Source organism: Bacteroidia bacterium (assembly GCA_026932145.1).
Lineage (GTDB): Bacteria > Bacteroidota > Bacteroidia > J057 > JAIXKT01 > JAIXKT01.
In genome coordinates this window covers 74209-90727 of the sequence record JAIXKT010000037.1, presented here as the reverse complement: position 1 = coordinate 90727, position 16519 = coordinate 74209, and the positions used below count along the sequence as shown (strand labels likewise).

The following is a 16519-nucleotide window of genomic DNA, read 5'->3' as shown; positions in this document are numbered from 1 at the left end:
CCTGCTTAGTCGTTTATGGCATCATAAATCAGTAATCCATTTTTTGAAATCACGGATTCTCCTTCTTTTATGCCACTTTTTAGGTAAGTTAGGTCTCCTAATTGGCGATATACCTCTACTTTTCGGGTTTCTATGTTGTGTTTATCTTTAAAAATCATGACCCAATATTGGCTTTTATCAAAGATTACGGCAGAGGAGGGGACGGTGAGCATTTGTTGGTTTTCGGAATAACTAACGGTTACGGTGCAGTTCATTTCGGGTTTTAGTTTTAAATCTGGGTTAGCTATTTTTACGCGTACTTTCATGGATTTTGTTTCAGGGTCAATGACGTTGAATATTTTGTCAATTTTTCCGGGAAAAGAAATATCGGGAAAAGCGAGGGTTCGGACAGCTACTTCATAGCCTACTTGTATTTTGGCGATGTCGCTTTCGTTTACGTTTGCCAGCACCCACACTTCGCTAATTTCGGCAATTGAGAAGATAGGTTCTGAATTATCTGAGCGGAGTTGTTCGTTTTGGCTGATTTTTTTGGATATTACGAAGCCGCTGATTGGGGCTACTACGTCAAATATGGAGCCATCTTTTAGGTTATAGATACTGTATATTTCGTTGATTCTGACCAATTCAGCCTTGGCTTTTACCAATTCTCGGTCGGCTACGGCAACGTCTTTTTCGGAGTTTAGCTTATCCAAAAATAGGTCTTTGGTAATCTGGAGGTTTTTTTCTGCGATGGCTACGTCATTGAGAGCATCTAACTTTTCTTTTTGAAATTCAGCTACTTCGCTACTTTGGATGCTGGCTAATAACTGCCCTTGCGTTACATAATCACCGAGTTCTACTTTTATGGATTTTACCACTCCCCCCACAACGGGCGTTACCCGCGCCATTCTGCTGTTATCGGCTGCAATTTTTCCAAATAGACGAATTTCATTTTTTGCATCGGTTTGAATAACCTTATAAAACTCGCACTTAGCCATCATGGAATCACTCATTGAAAAAGCGGTTGCTTTTTCTTCCGGCAATTCTTTTCTGCAACTATTTAGTAGCAATAAGCAGGTAAATAGCGTTAAATAGGTGCTAAATATGTTATTTTTCATTTTTTTAGTAAATATCTTTTCCAACTACAAGATTTAATTGCTCGGCTGAATTGACTAATTCTGCTTTTATTCTGGTGATTTCGGTTAAAACTTCATTATAGGCTTCAAAAAAGTCTATAAATTCAATGATAGATACATTCTGTTTTAGGAAGTTTTTGGTCATTCCTTTTACCGTAATTTCAAAATCTTCATTGTAGAGAGTAGTAGCTCTTCGGTATTCTGTAACAGTTTGATTGTAAAAAGTATATGTGTTTTGTAGCGTACTTACAATTTCGGTTTCCATTGCTTGGAGTTCATATTCAGTTTCTTTTAGCTTAAAATGGGATGTTTTGATGTTTCCTTGATTTCGATTCCAGAATGGCAATGGAACGGATAATCCGGTATTTATTTGGTGGTCAAAAGCGCCTCCTTTTTGGTCATAAGAAACATAAGCATTAACGTCAGGAATCGCTAATCTCTTTTGATATTGTAGGTATTGCTCTGCCAGAACCTTATCTTGTCTTTTGATTAGCATTTCCGGCCGGCTTTGCAGTGCCTCTGCCTCCATGTCTGATAGAGAAACCAATTTTATGTATTTCTTGATATCTTCTTCCGAAAACTGAAAATCAATTTTTAATTTTGTTTGTAAGAGGGTTTGGAGGTCAGCTTGTGCAGCGTAATAGCCTTTGAGTAATTCAGCTCTGTCGTTATTTAGTTTTAAATAAGCACCTTTGAGCCTTACCACATCTTTGAGCGGGATTCTGCCTTTATCTGACTGGGTTTGGTAGGTAGTGAGTAAGGTGTCTAATAAAACTAACTGTCTGTTGTATATTGATAATAAATACTTTTGCTGCCCTATGGTAAATAAATTACTGCGTAGGCGAAATTTAAGTTGTCTTACTAATTGCTGAAATTCTAATTCGGCGATAAGGGCATTGGTTTTAGCCATTTCGATTTCAGATTTTCGTTTTCCACCGAGCCGAATAAGCTGTTCAAGTTGAAGGGTTTTTTCTCCGCTCCGCCCCGCATGAAGAGGTATATTGTTGGCAATATCGTAGCCATTTATTTCTGCTGTAAGGTTCGGGTTTGGATATAGTTTTGCCTGCAAAATCTGCGCCTTTTGAGCTTCAATATTCATAGAAGAAGCAAGTAAATAAAAGCTATTCGAGATAAAAATGCTGTCAGCTTGCTGTAAATTAACCCTGAGAGTATCTTGCGCCTTAGCTAAGTAGCTAAATATAAGTAGTATGAAAAAAAGTTTTCCGTATTTGATACAACAATACATTGTAACTCTTTAATGAGCCTGCAAAGTTTGGAACTACAACCTTAAAAACCCCTTAAATCGGATAAAATTTAACTTAAAGGAATGGAAATAGTAAAAACATTGATACTGTCGTTGATTGTTTGGTAGGAAACTTTTCCTTTATGCAGGCTGATTATTTTATGCACAAGAACTAATCCTAAGCCAAATCCTTTTTTTCCTTGACTATTTTTGCCTCTAAAAAAGTGCTGAAACAGAAATTGGCTTTCTTCTTCTGAAATAATGCTGCCTTTATTAGCAAACGTAATTTGGATAAATCCGTCTTGTGCCTCAAAGCTAATCTTAGCCTTATTATCGCTGCTATATTGAATGCAGTTTAGCATTAAGTTCATAAAAGCTGATTTAAGTAGCTGAGAATTACATAAAACGGTTAAGGCATCCTCGTTTTCTGCCTGAATATATTGGATAGAAAATTGAAAATCAGGATAAATGCCTTTCAGTTCATCGGCTATATCAAAAATTTTTTCATCTACCCTGGTGCTGTTATCTTTTAAGAAAAGTCCACTTTCTATTTTTGAAAGCTCTAATAATGAATTGATTATTTCGCTTAACCTTTTGGTGTCCTCTTTTTGGGTTTTAATGAGTGCTAAGACTTTTTCTATATCCGTTTCATTTTCAATTCTTTCAAAATTAGATACTAAGATAGCGATAGGCGTTTTTAATTCATGGGAAATATGATGAATCGTATGTTTTTGAAAGGTAAAAATCTGACTTGTCTTTTGCATCAATTTATTGAATTGTTCGGCAAGAATCAAAATTTCATCTTTTGAGTACTCATGGCTAATCGGAACATACTCACTATCAAAGTTATAGCTACTGATTTGGTTGGTAATAGAAATTAATGAACGGGTGATTTTTTGGGATAAAAAGTAAGACAGCAAAACTACTGCAACCGAAATAACGACAAATGAGGCGATTAATATCATCCGCAGATAATATAGCTTTGAATACCCAAACTTGTCGTAGGCTTTACTGATGCCGAAATAAGTACTTCCCTCGTTCTCAAAATACAGCCCAACAATATCATAGCGGCCTTCTTGATTTTCGTACCATTCGTTTTTATGGGAGAGTTTGTCTAAAATAATTTTGGGATAATGAATCGGGGTATCGTCAATGCTGGAATAGATAAGGCTCTTTTGTGTATTAAAGATAAGCAGTTTTTCATCATAAAACTCATTGATAGTCAATCTATCAATCGTTTCAATTAGTTCTTTATCTGCTTTTTTGATCTCGCTTAAAAAGAATAAAGTTGATTTTATTTTTTCTTTTTGCCACCGGTGAAATTCTTCTTCGCGGTATTCTGCAAAAAGTCTGTAAATAAGGAACAGGACCACCCCGGTTAGTAAAATAGTGGTGAATGAAAAATACAGTAAAATTTTATTTCTAATCCCCATTTAGGTCTTCAAAATAGTATCCGTAGCCAACTTTTGTTTTGATGCTGTTTTTACCAAAGGGTTTGTCTATTTTATTTCGCAAGAAATTGATATACACCTCAATAGTGTTTGTGTTAGCATCTACAATACTCCCCCAAATTTCCTTAATCAGGTCATTTTTGGATACTATATCTCCCTTGTTTTCAATTAATTTCACCAAAACCTGAAATTCTCTTGGGGTCAAAATGACCTCTTTTTCTTGTCTGGTAACTTTTTTGGTAGAAAGATTTATGGCAATGTCATGACAGATTATGGTTTCTTTTTGGGTGCTATTTTTGGTATTTCTCTTGATTAATGCATTGATTCTCAGGAGTAGTTCTCGCATATAGAAGGGTTTTGTTAGGTAGTCGTCAGCACCGCAGTTAAAGCCCTGCACTTTGTCTTCTAATTCGCTAAATGCAGTCAGTATTATTATTGGAGTGGTAGTGTTGTGTAGCCTAAAGTCCTTACAAATATCGAATCCGCTTTTACCCGGCAGATTTATGTCCACCACAATACAGTCAAATGTTTCCTTTTTGAGGATTTTTGCTGCAAGCAGCCCGTCATAAAAGGAGGTTACGGTAAAGTTCTCTGCCCGCAGCAGTTCGCTGATATTTTGGTTAAGAGTGTAATCGTCTTCTATCAATAGGATTTTCACCGAGTAAATTTACAATAACTACCACAAAACTACACCGTTCTTGAAGCAAACGATGCAAAAAATGAGAATATATTTTCAAGGCGAAAAACACAATTTACGTGTAATTCATGTTGAAAAAAGCAGTTACTTTGTAACAAAGAATATTGACCATTACCTATGGTAAGGTGTGCTGTTATGGCAGTTTCCCTGCTTTTTTTGTTACCCTCGTGCCGCAACTGTGAAGATGTAACCACCGAGCCTTGGGGAATTAATTTTAGTATATTGCGTGAAGGCACTAAGACGGATATATTTTATCACGATGAAATCCGCTATTCCTTAGACTCCCTCCGTATCTACAAATGGTATGAAGACGAAAACGATACCGTAGCAGCTCCTTTTTATATCAATAACTACATCTTTATCGAAGACGACTTTGTCCAATTAGATAAACCCGTTGAGAGAAAGTTCTTAATTTATCTGCGCCACGATGACTTTGACACACTGACACTCAAATATAACGTTTATCAGGTAGGAAAATGCAAACAAGGTGTTTATGGGGATTTTGAAGCATACTACAATGGAGTTCCGTACTATACCTATGTAGATGAGCAAACATACCATTTTGACTTTTTGAAAAAACTATAACTTTACCTCAATAAGGTAGCGTTATTTTTTTAACCCAATAGCTATTCATAGCGTAAGGCTTCTATCGGGTCTAAGGAAGCGGCTTTTTGGGCTGGATAGTATCCGGAAGCAAGCCCTACAATAAAGCAAACAACGAAGCCCAGCATAATCCACTCCCAAGGAGCTAAAAAGCCACTTCCTAAAAAATAACCAATAACATTTCCGATACCTATTCCGAACAAAATGCCCAATAACCCACCAATTTGGCACACAACAATAGCTTCTGTTAAAAATTGGATCTGTATTTGCTCTTTAGTAGCTCCCAATGCTTTTCTAAGGCCAATTTCTTTGGTACGCTCTGTTACCGAAACCAGCATGATATTCATTAACCCAATAGCTGCACCCAAAAGGGTGATAACAGCAATCGCTGTGGCTGACCAAGTGAGCAACCGTAAATTCTCCATTAATGTATTTACGAAACTATCACTTAATACAATTGAGAAGTTGTCGTCATCCACAGGGCGTAAATTCCGAATAAATCGAAAAACGCCACGTGCTTTATCTACTAATACCGGCATCTCATGTGGGTTAGCTACATGAATTTGGATAATATAACTTCGCTCCGGAATAGAAAAATCCCGCGTGGCACTGGTAACAGGAAGAATACAAATCTTGTCTCCACCGCCTCCAAAGGTAGTTCCCCGTGAAGCTAATAAACCAACAATGGTATATTGTTGCTTATCTATCATGATTTTATGCCCTATCGGAGATGAATATGGAAATAACCGGTTCTTTACTTCTTGCCCAATAACCACAATACGATTTGCCTGCTGAACGTCATCAGCAGTGATAAAGCGGCCTTCCGAAATTTTATAACCCTCTACCAATAAAAAGTTTTCATCTACTCCTCTGACGGATAAATTTGGGTTGGTCTTGTAATTTTGATAAACCGCTTTTCCTGCAAAATTGACCCACGTAGTAATGTTTACAACCGCTTGGTCTGCAAATTGTTTTCGAAATCTATCTGCTTGGTAATAAGTAATTACTGAAAAATCAACACGGCGTTTCTTGCTGCCCCCAATACGAATAGTTGATTCATAATTCTGAATCTTAAAAGTATTGGAACCTAATGTAGAAAAACTTGCTTGTAACCAATACTTTACGCCTTCAATGGAGGTTAGCACGCCCACTATCGCCATGATTCCGAAAGCAATTATCAGAATCGTTATTCCGGCTCTCAGTAAGTTGGCGCGAATGGCTATTAAAGCCTGGGTAATATTCTCCCGAAATAACATCTTGGCACAAAATTAACATAACTAAAGAGCCAAATCCTTACCCAATTAGATGAGTGATTTGGATTGAACGACCAAAATAACGCTCAAACCAGTAGATTTTAATCAATCAATTTTGCCCCAAAATTTTCTTGCAGCTTTTGAAGGCTTGGGTTCTGATTAACAATATTTTGAAAACGTTCTTGTTTGGTTAAAGGTCTTTCTTTGGGAGGCACCAACTTTTCATTAACGATAATCTCTAACTCAACAGTGGGATTGTTGGTTCGGGCTTTGATAATTGTCAATAATTTTTCCCTCTCTGTAAGTAATCTATCTTTATCAATGTCTGATATAACTTCCTGCACCCAGATGTGATTTTTGATGTAGGCTCGTTCTCTAAATAGTACTGCATTTCCGAGATAGGGAGATTTTTGAGCAGCCCAACTTCTGAGTTCTGAATAGGCGTTTTCAAATAAATTTACATCAATGGGGATTTCAGCTATTCCTATTTTTTCTATTTTCTCAACTTGATTTGTTGGCTTTTCCTGAACGTGCTGAAAATCATCTAATTTGTCAGGAATTGTAAACTTCGACTTAATTGGCGATAGAGATTCTTGTTTGGGAGGCTGCGATATTTGCTGGGCAGCGGAAATGTTGGTTTCCGGTGTATTTAGTTGTTCAGTGGCTTTTTTTTTTCGATGACTGTATTTATGGCCACATCAATTGCTTGGTTTAAATAGACCAATTTGATGAGCAGTAGCTCAAGGTGGAGTCTTGTGTTTGCGGCATTGCGGTATTTTTGCTCTGAATCCCAGCATAAATTTAGTGCATTTAGCCAGAATGTTCCCGGAAAATAGCTGGTTTGCAGCATAAAACGCTTTGTTACAGTTTCTGGAAAATCTAAAATAGTAGCTGTTTTGCTACTTTGTGCGATAATCAGATTCCTAAAATGCTCCGTTAAGCCCGTCAAAAAATAATATAGGTCAAACCCCTTTTCTACAATTTGATTGAGCGTTAGTAAAGCAGTTTCATGGTCTTGGTTTTGAATGGCATCTACAATTCGGAAGTAATAATCATAATCTAAGATACTTAGGTTTTCCAAAACCATTTCATAGGTAATATTTCTATTACTAAAGTTCACAATTTGGTCAAATAGAGAGAGTGCATCTCTGAGGGCACCGTCTGCTTTTTGGGCAATCAGGTGTAGGGCTTCAGGTTCTGCCGGAATATTTTCTTGGGCTGCAATATTTTGCAAATACGTTGCCATTTCATTTACACGGATTCGTTTAAATTCAAATTTTTGGCAACGGGACAATATTGTAGGGAGTATCTTTTGCTTCTCGGTAGTTGCTAAGATAAAAATGGCGTGCGGCGGGGGTTCTTCAAGGGTTTTTAAAAAAGCGTTGAACGCTGCCGTTGTGAGCATGTGCACCTCGTCAATGATATAAACGCTCTTTGAACCCTGCTGCGGAATAACCCGTAGCCTTTCAATGAGATTCCGAATATCTTCAACGCCGTTGTTGGAGGCCGCATCTAACTCAAAAATACTTAAGGAACGACCCTCGTTAAAGGTTTTACAGGACTCACACTCATTACAAGGTTCACCGCTATTACTTAGTTGGCTGCAATTAACAGATTTGGCTAAGATTCGGGCACAAGTCGTTTTGCCCACTCCACGAGGGCCACAAAATAAAAACGCATGAGGTAACTGCTTTAAAAGTAAAGCGTTCCGCAAAGTGTTGGTAACATGACCCTGACCTACAACAGTCTCAAATGTGCCCGGGCGATACTTTCGGGCAGAAACCACAAATGATTCCACAAAACAAAAGTATTAGAGTATCACCGGAATTAGCACATGAAGTTATGAACGAAACCCGAAAAGTATGATTTTGGACTATGTGAATTAATGAATTCTATAAACAAGCGCAACTGCATGGGCGCAAATTCCTTCTTTTCTGCCCTCAAAACCCAATCTTTCCTGTGTCGTTGCCTTAATAGAAACCTGACCCGGCTGAAGGCCACAACAATCTGCGATAACCTGCTGCATATCAGTGATAAATGGATTAATTTTAGGCTCTTCGGCTATGATTGTAGCATCAATATTTCCAATGGCGTAATTCAATGCCGCTACTTTGCTCACGCAAGTGCGCAGTAAAAATGTTGAAGCAATATCTTTCCAGCCAGAATCAGTGTTTGGAAAATGATAGCCAATATCTCGTAATGCTAACGACCCTAAAACAGCATCACAAATGGCGTGCAGCAGTACGTCAGCATCAGAATGGCCGTCTAAACCCAGCGAAAAGGGAATCTCAACGCCACCCAAAATCAACTTTCGACCGGAAACTAACCGGTGAACATCGTAGCCAAAACCAATCCTAAATGGAAAACCTGTTTCAGAAATCATCATGACTCTAAATCTTGAACTGTGCCGATATTATTTGAGGATAGTTCCGGTTCTGTTGTCTCTTCCGCCGGATTGTAAGGATATACTTCCACAATTGGGCTTTTTACAACTTCGGTTATTTCATATTCTAAAGTAGTACCTTGTAGTTGGTCTGTAATTCTATCATAGACCTGACGAATATCCGCAGCATTAAGCAACACTAATTGCTGCACACGATTTTCCTTGCCGGTAGCTTCATCATAAGTTTTGTACACAATTTTACAACGATACCAAAAGCCGATGCCTTCATAGGGAAATATTTCTTGGTATTTGGTTTTTGAAACTCCGGTAATCACAAATTCGGATATTGTAGGGCTAAGTTCCGCATACACACGCGCTTCTGCATCCGAAAAAGAAACAGAATCCATGAGAAAATGCTCCGTTACCGGCCGAATACCCTTCCCCTCAACCTCACGCAGATAACGAACCTTACTTAAATACCAAGTAGCCATACTATAAACACTTTTATCGCTTGCAAAACTATTACCTATGACGTGATAACGAGAAAATCATTATCTACAAAATATAAACAATAAAATTAAGCTGCAATTTTAACTGTAAATAAAATTTACTGCCAAAAAAACACCCAATAAAGCCCCTTTTTTAAACACTATATTGGTAGTTAAAATAATTTTATGAATAAAATTATTTTTATTCATAAAAATTTATTTAGAATACAAAAATAATAATTTTAGTAATAATCTGATTTTAATAATTTATTATTAAATTTTAAAACTATTTAAAAATATTTTTCTATCTAAAAAGAGATAAACTATCGGGTTTTAATAAGCCAAAATTATATTTTGTTCTTTAAAATAGTTGTTTCTAATATTTATTTTTGTATTTTTGCGGTGTCATTTAATTTTTAGATAACAAGTATGTTAAAAACAGAAGTATTTCCATACAAAGTAAAGGATATTACTTTGGCAGATTGGGGCAGAAAAGAAATTCGGTTAGCTGAAGCTGAGATGCCTGGTTTAATGGCTATTCGTGAAGAGTACAAAGCGAGCCAGCCGCTCAAAGGTGCACGTATAGCCGGTTGTTTGCACATGACTATCCAGACATCTGTTTTGATAGAGACCTTACGGGACTTAGGCGCAGAGGTTCAATGGTCATCTTGTAATATTTTCTCTACCCAAGATCATGCGGCTGCTGCTATTGCTGCTGCCGGAATCCCGGTATTTGCATGGAAAGGTATGACTATCGAAGAATACGACTGGTGCATTGAACAAACCCTCTTTTTTGGCCCAGATAGAAAGCCGCTCAACATGATTTTAGATGACGGAGGCGACCTATCTAATGTTGTTTTAGACAAATATCCAGAGCTAATTCAGCATGTTCGCGGGATTTCCGAAGAAACTACAACGGGTGTGCTGCGCCTACATGAGCGCGAAACCAAAGGTACTTTACCGCTACCCTGCATTAACGTTAATGATTCCGTAACCAAATCTAAGTTTGACAACAAATACGGCTGCAAAGAAAGTTTAGTAGATGCTATCCGCAGAGCTACCGACATCATGATGGCCGGTAAAGTAGCCGTCGTTGCCGGATACGGAGATGTAGGAAAAGGTTCTGCCGCTTCATTAAGAGGTGCAGGTGCCCGAGTTATCGTTACAGAAATAGACCCAATCTGCGCGCTTCAAGCTGCTATGGACGGTTATCAGGTTCTAAAAATGGACAAAGCAGCCCCACTTGCTGACATCATCGTTACCGCCACCGGAAACAAAGACGTACTTCAAGAACGCCACTTCAAAAGCGTAAAAGACAAAGCTATCATCTGCAACATCGGCCATTTCGATACCGAAATTGACGTAGCTTGGCTTAATACCCATTACGGACACACCAAAATAACCGTAAAACCACAGGTAGATATTTACAACGTTGAGGGAAAAGAACTTATTCTATTGGCAGAAGGTCGCTTGGTAAACTTAGGCTGTGCCACCGGACACCCTTCTTTTGTGATGTCTAACTCTTTCTCTAATCAAGTACTTGCCCAAATAGAACTCTGGAACAACCACAAACAATACGAGAAAAAAGTTTATACACTTCCGAAACATTTAGATGAAAAAGTAGCCAGATTGCACTTAGCTAAAATTGGTGTAGAACTTGATACCCTTACTTCAGACCAAGCAAGCTACATCGGAGTTCCGGTAAGTGGCCCCTTTAAATCAGATACTTATCGCTACTAATAGCTAAAAGTAAGTTTTAATTCACGTAAAAAAAACGCTCATAAGAGTGGCAGATTTTAAAATCCGCCACTCTTAATATTTAGAAGTTTTGTTACAGCCAGTAATGTTATAGACAGTGAAACACCTATAACTGAATGTTTCTCAATATAATTCTATCTTAAAACCTGCTTTTTGTACAATTTCCATTATTTGCTCTTGGGTGAGTTCGCTGGTTTTTACCGTGAGTATTTTTTCTTTTGCGGTTGTATCTACTTTCCACTCAAAAATACCCTTTGCGCCATCCAAATGAGGCTTTACGGATGACACACAGCCCCCGCAGTTAATATTTGTTTTAAATCGAAATTCTCTGTTTCCCATTACATTACAAAATTATAGATTAGCTAAAATTAGGATATATAGCTCTTTAGCTTTACTACAAAAGTAACTAAAAGCCAGTTCCCATTGAGAGAGTTACTATTTCTATATTTTATTGATTCCCAATATTGTTTTGTCTTTTTAACTTTGCCGTTACCTTTTAGGTATGTATAGTATTGGGATTACAGGCGGGATTGGCAGTGGTAAATCATTGGTTTCTATTATTTTGAAGTCAATTTCTTATCCGGTATATGATGCAGATGCTCGGGCAAAATGGCTTAGCAACCACCATCCGCAGGTTCGAGAACAGTTATTTGTGACTTTTGGAGAAAATGTATTTGACGGACAAGGAACTTTAAACAGAATTTGGTTAGCCCAACAGGTTTTTTCAAATCCTGAGAAGCTAAAGTTACTGAATCAGATAGTGCACCCCGTAACGATAGCGGATTTTGAAGATTGGAAACGAGAGCAATCCGAATTAGGTAAGATTTTGATTTTCAAAGAAGCAGCTATTTTATATGAAGCCGGTGCCAATTCGGGCGTTGATTCTGTGTGGGTCGTATATGCCCCACAACGTATTCGTATTCAGCGGATTAAAACCAGAGATAGCCTTTCAGAAGCAGAAATCTATCTTCGGATAAACCGCCAAATTCCAGACTCAGAAAAGATTTATCGAGCAGACTTCACCATCTATAATGATGGGAAATCCCTTATTTTACCTCAAATTTATGATGCTTTACAGATAGAATTTCAAAAAATTACTGGCAATCAATAACTTATAAGTAGTTATTGTGTTTTTTCAACAGAAAAAACTGTTATTCTTTCAGAATATTGTTGTAGTTATTGAGATTTGAGGGGTCAATTTGGGTCATTATCCGAAGAAATTGTTGTTTTTCTCCGGGAGTAGCTTTGCTGAATATTCCGATAAGTTCTTGGCTTTTGGTTTCATTAAATACCTGAACGAAATATAGGTTTGGGTTTTGGATAAATAACTTTTGTAGGTCAAGTAAAGCATCTAATATTTTTGATCGGCCTAAGTTTACATCGTTTTCCATTTTATCAATTCCTTCTCGATGGTATTTATAGAGAATACCATGAATTGCGGCGTAAGAATTATTGGTTAAATTTTCCAGAAACCAATAACGGTTTCTATTTTGGCCGTCATCAGCGGCACGCCAGCCTCTTTCGGATGAATTATTGGCCAAATTAACGATGTTTCGGCAGCGTTCAAAATAAGGACTTCCGCCTTTAAGGGACATACAGTCATAATCTGCTGCCAAAACTAAGTTGGCATAGAAATTCAGAATGGATGTTAGATTATTGAGATACGTATTTTCTGAGTATTCTAAGACCTGAAACGGCACATAGTTTACCCTAAAGTCTTTGTCCATCAAGTTAAAAATGACAGTTTCATAGGTGCTATTCAGGGCAGGGCGTATAACCTGAACTTGGATAGTTCCTTCAAATCGGTCGGATGAGGGAAGCGCGGTAATGGTTATGGTAAAAGAGCATTTTATTTTTTCGTATTCGTCATAGCGGTCGTTGGTCCAGCGGCGGTTATTGATATATTGGGTAATATCTTGCTGAAACTGAGTGAATACAGACCTATCAACTCCTTGAATATTTGGTGTGAGTACGTTTACCCGGCAGTTTAGTTCTTGGGCAAAAGCATTATGAAAGCTAACTACCGCCAACAGAAGAAACTTAATCCAAGTTTGTGATTTCCAAAAGAATTTCATAAGCTAATTTTTGTTTGGAATCTACTGAAAATGATTTACTTATATTACTTGGAAATAGTAAAGTTACTGCATTTGTATCGTATCCGAATCCGGCGTTGGGGGTGTTGAGGGAGTTTAGTACAATCATATTTAGGTTTTTTCGAATCATTTTTTCGTGAGCGTGTTTTATTTCGTCTGTCGTTTCCAATGCGAACCCGATTAGCTTTTGGTTTGCTGGTTTATGTTGGCCTAAGTGTAGCAAAATATCTGGGTTTTTAATGAGTCGGATAGTCCATTCGTCCTGATTTTTTTTTACTTTTTGGGTTGCTGTTGTTTCCGGTCGGTAATCTGCTACTGCGGCGCACATGATGATGATGTCATATTGATTTTGCTGTGTTGTAACAGTTTCAAACATTTCTTGGGCTGTTGTAACTTGCTGGTGGTTAATATTTTTGGGTATTTTTAGGGTTACTGGTCCGGAAACCAACGTAACTGCTGCGCCTAAGTTTCGGGCGGCACGGGCTAAGGCGAAGCCCATTTTCCCGCTGGAATGATTTGAGATAAACCTAACTGGGTCTAATGATTCTTGGGTTGGCCCAGCGGTTATCAGTATTTTTTTAGCGGTAAGCTTATGGTCAGCAAGAATTTGTTCTAATTGTTCGATAATATCTTCGGGTTCTGCCATTCTGCCTGCGCCTTCTAAGCCGCTTGCGAGGTAGCCTGTTTCCGCATCTATAATGGTGCAGCCGCGTTGTGTGAGTTCTGCTAAATTTGCTTGTGTTTTGGGGTGGTTGTGCATTTCTCTATCCATAGCCGGCGCGATAACTACCGGAGCTTGGGTAGTATAACAAACGGCAGAGACGGCATCTTCACACAAACCGGTTGTTATTTTCGCTATTGTATTGACGGTGCAGGGGGCTATTAACACTACCTCTGCCCAAAGCCCTAATTGAACGTGGTGAGACCAACTGAATTGGTCATCCCACAAGTCCACCATCACCGGCTCACGGGTCAACGTGCGAAATGTAAGTGGTGCAATAAACTTGGCGGCTGCGGATGTCATCACCACCCGAACTACTGCACCAGCCTGCTGCAATAAACGAACTAAAAATACAGACTTATAGGCAGCTATGCTGCCAGTAACTCCCAATACAACACGCTTACCAGCTAACACAAGTTACAGCTCCGTTACTTCTATCTTGTTATCTAAAAATTCACGCAGCGCAATTAGGGTAGGCTTTGATAACCCCTCATAAAACTTAGAGATTTCAATTTGCTCTCTATTTTCGGAAATTTCCTCCATACTGTCTCCAGACGGGGCAAAGTCAGATAACTTCTCCATGAGTTCTGCCTTCATTTTGCTTGAAACTTGATTTGCCCGCTTTGCAATTATAGTTACAGACTTGTAGATATTGTCTGTTTTTGCGGTAAGTTCCGTTAAATTCTGTGGGGAGATTTTCAGTAGTTCCTCTTTCATAAACCGCAAAGTTAATAATTATCGGAATAAGTCAATTAAACTTTCACAAAAATCTGATTATTAAGTAATTATGTATTAAACGATTTTAAAAACCTACTCTGTCAGTAAATATTTAAAATATCTTTTGGGTTCGTGATACATTTTGAGGTAATAGTTTCCTGGAGGATATTGGCTGATATTAACACTTCCGTTAGCGTGCCCTGTCGGTTCTTTTTTTAATAAAACTTGCTTCATCACTTTTCCTGTTTCATCTTCCAGGCTAATTGTGTAATCTTGTTTTTTTCTTATAATATACAGATAATCATATTGTTTTGTTTGCGGGTTGAATTTTGGTATTCCCAAATGGAAGTCTTCTATTGGCGGCTGCGTTTCTGGGCAAATGATTGGAGAAATTTGTTTTTCGTAGTTTTTAGAGATTCTAACGATGCGAAAACAGTAGCGAACGCCGGGTGCAGAGCCTGCCTTACCGGGAATCAAGTTGAAGAATCGTTTTTTTTCTGCCGTAATTTCCTGCGGAATATGAGCCGCCGTAATCTCCCAAAAACCAAGCATAGTATCTGTGGTTACTTCCAACAAATAGTATGCAATATCTTGTATTTCATTATCTTGTATCAAAAATTGGGTGTAGTTATTTAGAAATTCTGTTTGGTAGTTGGGTTGCCAGCCGGCTGTTGGGTTATCTTGAAAGTCATATTTAAGATATTGAAGGTCTGCCGGAGTTACGTTGGGATGTAGGGGAGAATTTAGGTAAATGGAGAAATCGCAAATGGTGCCGTCAAAACCATCTAAGTATAATAAGTAGCTTGTTTGCGGCTTTAGTGCAGCAAATAATTTAATGGTGTCTGTTGATTCTAAATTAGAGCAAGCAAGATATTTATGCTGTTGATTATGACAAGTAAGATTTTCAATAAGAATTGCCTGCATTCCGGCAGGGGTATTACAGAGATGATGTACAATGGTGATTTCTGCAAACAAGTGATTTCCAGAGCTAAAACGATACCACAGGTCGTTTTCAAATGTTTTAATACAGGAGTAAGGGATTGCTTTGGGGGTTTCTATAGCTGGGCCAACAGTAGCAAATTCATTGGATTCATGCCAACGCCATTGACCAAACTCTAAGGGAACTGCCTGCGCACAACGGTCATGTGCTGGGGGCTTCCGCGTACGAACAGTATCAAGTCCTTTATCTAAAATACCTTGACAATAAATCTGTTTGCCAAAACAGATAAAACACAGCCAACAAAATATTATACGCACATCAAGCAAAGATAGCTCTACAAATGTAATGATTTAGAACCTAAGATTAATTGTGGTTCGTTCTGGCAATACTACAATAATTTTTAATTTAAACATATAATTATCAATAAATTACGTGTTTAGAAATTGGGGGAGCTGTTGATTTTCGTATATTTATCCACAGTACACGACAAAAATATAATTTTTGGAGATTGGCAGAGTAAATTTTCAGTTAGGGGTTCAGAAAGTATGATGAAAAGATTTGGCAATAAAGACTAAGTTTATCGTCTATATCAGAAGTCAAACTAATGGTTATTTGCCCTCACATTACCAAAATACAAAAATATTTGTAAAAAAATATAAATAACTCATTACAAGATAGAAACAGAAGATTTGTGAGGAATGCTACTTACTTTTCCAAGAAAACAGAGAACCATGATGTCATGATAGCAATAATGATTCACTAACGAAATCATAGCTTTCATACTTTCTGAACCCCCAAAAAAGAATTGACTCCAAAAATTTAATTTTATTGATAGCATCAAAAATAATCCTATATTTGCACCCGAATCAGGCACTCGTAGCTCAATTGGATAGAGCATCTGACTACGGATCAGAAGGTTAGTGGTTCGACTCCTCTCGAGTGTACAAATCATTCAAAAGCCTTGAAAGAGTTTCAAGGCTTTTGAATTTATTTTTTTACTAAAAACCACATCTAAACCATTCGTCATACCCTGCGAATCTTTCCCTATTTCAAAAAT

The 16519-nt window shown here is 37.8% G+C and carries 17 protein-coding genes and 1 tRNA gene; 4 read left to right on the top strand and 14 right to left on the bottom strand.

Features of this window, described 5'->3' with window-relative positions; all coding sequences use genetic code 11:
* Nucleotides 1–5: 5 nt before the first annotated feature.
* From LC115_08715 to LC115_08700, 4 genes are all read right to left on the bottom strand, one after another.
* The gene (locus tag LC115_08715; GenBank protein MCZ2356752.1) at nucleotides 6–1097 is read right to left on the bottom strand and encodes an efflux RND transporter periplasmic adaptor subunit; all 1092 of its coding nucleotides are present in this window, start codon (nucleotides 1095–1097) and stop codon (nucleotides 6–8) included.
* A 4-nt stretch (nucleotides 1098–1101) separates the two neighbouring features.
* Complete coding sequence (locus LC115_08710) at nucleotides 1102–2361, bottom strand: TolC family protein (GenBank protein ID MCZ2356751.1); 1260 nt, start codon at nucleotides 2359–2361, stop codon at nucleotides 1102–1104.
* 68 nt (nucleotides 2362–2429) lie between these two features.
* Nucleotides 2430–3731 (bottom strand): HAMP domain-containing histidine kinase, encoded by a 1302-nt coding sequence (locus LC115_08705; GenBank protein ID MCZ2356750.1) that lies wholly within the window; start codon nucleotides 3729–3731, stop codon nucleotides 2430–2432.
* A gap of 49 nt (nucleotides 3732–3780) precedes the next feature.
* A complete protein-coding gene (locus LC115_08700; protein MCZ2356749.1) occupies nucleotides 3781–4467 on the bottom strand; it encodes a response regulator transcription factor in 687 nt (228 codons plus the stop codon).
* A 174-nt stretch (nucleotides 4468–4641) separates the two neighbouring features.
* Between LC115_08700 and LC115_08695 the strand changes: the two genes are divergently transcribed.
* Nucleotides 4642–5091, top strand: coding sequence for a hypothetical protein (locus LC115_08695; GenBank protein MCZ2356748.1), 450 nt, complete (start codon nucleotides 4642–4644; stop codon nucleotides 5089–5091).
* Nucleotides 5092–5132: 41 nt separating this feature from the next.
* On the opposite strand, the gene LC115_08690 is transcribed toward LC115_08695, so the two are convergent.
* The 5 genes from LC115_08690 to LC115_08670 form a co-directional block, all read right to left on the bottom strand.
* Nucleotides 5133–6365 carry an ABC transporter permease gene (locus LC115_08690; protein MCZ2356747.1) on the bottom strand — a complete coding sequence of 411 codons (1233 nt, stop codon included), beginning with the start codon at nucleotides 6363–6365 and terminating at the stop codon, nucleotides 5133–5135.
* 98 nt (nucleotides 6366–6463) lie between these two features.
* Complete coding sequence (locus LC115_08685; GenBank protein ID MCZ2356746.1) at nucleotides 6464–6706, bottom strand: hypothetical protein; 243 nt, start codon at nucleotides 6704–6706, stop codon at nucleotides 6464–6466.
* Between the two features lie 305 nt (nucleotides 6707–7011).
* A complete protein-coding gene (gene dnaX, locus LC115_08680) occupies nucleotides 7012–8160 on the bottom strand; it encodes a DNA polymerase III subunit gamma/tau (GenBank protein MCZ2356745.1) in 1149 nt (382 codons plus the stop codon).
* 84 nt (nucleotides 8161–8244) lie between these two features.
* Nucleotides 8245–8745, bottom strand: coding sequence for a 2-C-methyl-D-erythritol 2,4-cyclodiphosphate synthase (gene ispF / locus LC115_08675; protein ID MCZ2356744.1), 501 nt, complete (start codon nucleotides 8743–8745; stop codon nucleotides 8245–8247).
* Complete coding sequence (locus LC115_08670; protein MCZ2356743.1) at nucleotides 8745–9236, bottom strand: DUF4494 domain-containing protein; 492 nt, start codon at nucleotides 9234–9236, stop codon at nucleotides 8745–8747. Before LC115_08670 ends, ispF begins: the two co-directional genes overlap by 1 nt.
* Nucleotides 9237–9662: 426 nt before the next feature.
* Here LC115_08670 and ahcY point away from each other — a divergent pair, with 426 nt between their 5' ends.
* Nucleotides 9663–10973: an adenosylhomocysteinase gene (ahcY, locus tag LC115_08665; protein ID MCZ2356742.1), complete on the top strand. Its 1311-nt coding sequence runs from the start codon at nucleotides 9663–9665 to the stop codon at nucleotides 10971–10973.
* 141 nt (nucleotides 10974–11114) lie between these two features.
* Here ahcY and LC115_08660 read toward each other — a convergent pair whose 3' ends face one another.
* A complete protein-coding gene (locus LC115_08660; GenBank protein MCZ2356741.1) occupies nucleotides 11115–11330 on the bottom strand; it encodes a heavy-metal-associated domain-containing protein in 216 nt (71 codons plus the stop codon).
* A gap of 163 nt (nucleotides 11331–11493) precedes the next feature.
* Between LC115_08660 and coaE the strand changes: the two genes are divergently transcribed.
* Nucleotides 11494–12102 (top strand): dephospho-CoA kinase, encoded by a 609-nt coding sequence (coaE, locus tag LC115_08655; protein ID MCZ2356740.1) that lies wholly within the window; start codon nucleotides 11494–11496, stop codon nucleotides 12100–12102.
* A gap of 40 nt (nucleotides 12103–12142) precedes the next feature.
* Here the strand turns inward: coaE and LC115_08650 are convergent, their stop codons facing one another.
* From LC115_08650 to LC115_08635, 4 genes are all read right to left on the bottom strand, one after another.
* Nucleotides 12143–13066 carry a DUF4835 family protein gene (locus tag LC115_08650; protein MCZ2356739.1) on the bottom strand — a complete coding sequence of 308 codons (924 nt, stop codon included), beginning with the start codon at nucleotides 13064–13066 and terminating at the stop codon, nucleotides 12143–12145.
* Nucleotides 13032–14219, bottom strand: coding sequence for a bifunctional phosphopantothenoylcysteine decarboxylase/phosphopantothenate--cysteine ligase CoaBC (gene coaBC, locus LC115_08645; protein MCZ2356738.1), 1188 nt, complete (start codon nucleotides 14217–14219; stop codon nucleotides 13032–13034). Before coaBC ends, LC115_08650 begins: the two co-directional genes overlap by 35 nt.
* Before the next feature lie 3 nt (nucleotides 14220–14222).
* Nucleotides 14223–14522 carry a DNA-directed RNA polymerase subunit omega gene (locus tag LC115_08640; protein ID MCZ2356737.1) on the bottom strand — a complete coding sequence of 100 codons (300 nt, stop codon included), beginning with the start codon at nucleotides 14520–14522 and terminating at the stop codon, nucleotides 14223–14225.
* 93 nt (nucleotides 14523–14615) lie between these two features.
* Entirely contained in the window at nucleotides 14616–15779 is a 1164-nt protein-coding gene (locus LC115_08635; GenBank protein ID MCZ2356736.1) for a T9SS type A sorting domain-containing protein, read from the bottom strand.
* Nucleotides 15780–16332: 553 nt separating this feature from the next.
* Between LC115_08635 and LC115_08630 the strand changes: the two genes are divergently transcribed.
* A tRNA-Arg gene (locus tag LC115_08630) sits at nucleotides 16333–16406 on the top strand.
* Nucleotides 16407–16519 lie beyond the last annotated feature (113 nt).

Excerpts from the sequence above, each read along its gene's own strand:
- LC115_08715 (MCZ2356752.1), bottom strand. The coding sequence starts at position 1,097 with ATGAAAAATAACATATTTAGCACCTATTTAACGCTATTTACCTGCTTA.
- LC115_08710 (MCZ2356751.1), bottom strand. The coding sequence starts at position 2,361 with ATGTATTGTTGTATCAAATACGGAAAACTTTTTTTCATACTACTTATA.
- LC115_08695 (MCZ2356748.1), top strand. The coding sequence starts at position 4,642 with ATGGCAGTTTCCCTGCTTTTTTTGTTACCCTCGTGCCGCAACTGTGAA.
- LC115_08690 (MCZ2356747.1), bottom strand. The coding sequence starts at position 6,365 with ATGTTATTTCGGGAGAATATTACCCAGGCTTTAATAGCCATTCGCGCC.
- ispF (MCZ2356744.1), bottom strand. The coding sequence starts at position 8,745 with ATGATTTCTGAAACAGGTTTTCCATTTAGGATTGGTTTTGGCTACGAT.
- LC115_08670 (MCZ2356743.1), bottom strand. The coding sequence starts at position 9,236 with ATGGCTACTTGGTATTTAAGTAAGGTTCGTTATCTGCGTGAGGTTGAG.
- ahcY (MCZ2356742.1), top strand. The coding sequence starts at position 9,663 with ATGTTAAAAACAGAAGTATTTCCATACAAAGTAAAGGATATTACTTTG.
- LC115_08660 (MCZ2356741.1), bottom strand. The coding sequence starts at position 11,330 with ATGGGAAACAGAGAATTTCGATTTAAAACAAATATTAACTGCGGGGGC.
- coaE (MCZ2356740.1), top strand. The coding sequence starts at position 11,494 with ATGTATAGTATTGGGATTACAGGCGGGATTGGCAGTGGTAAATCATTG.
- LC115_08650 (MCZ2356739.1), bottom strand. The coding sequence starts at position 13,066 with ATGAAATTCTTTTGGAAATCACAAACTTGGATTAAGTTTCTTCTGTTG.
- LC115_08640 (MCZ2356737.1), bottom strand. The coding sequence starts at position 14,522 with ATGAAAGAGGAACTACTGAAAATCTCCCCACAGAATTTAACGGAACTT.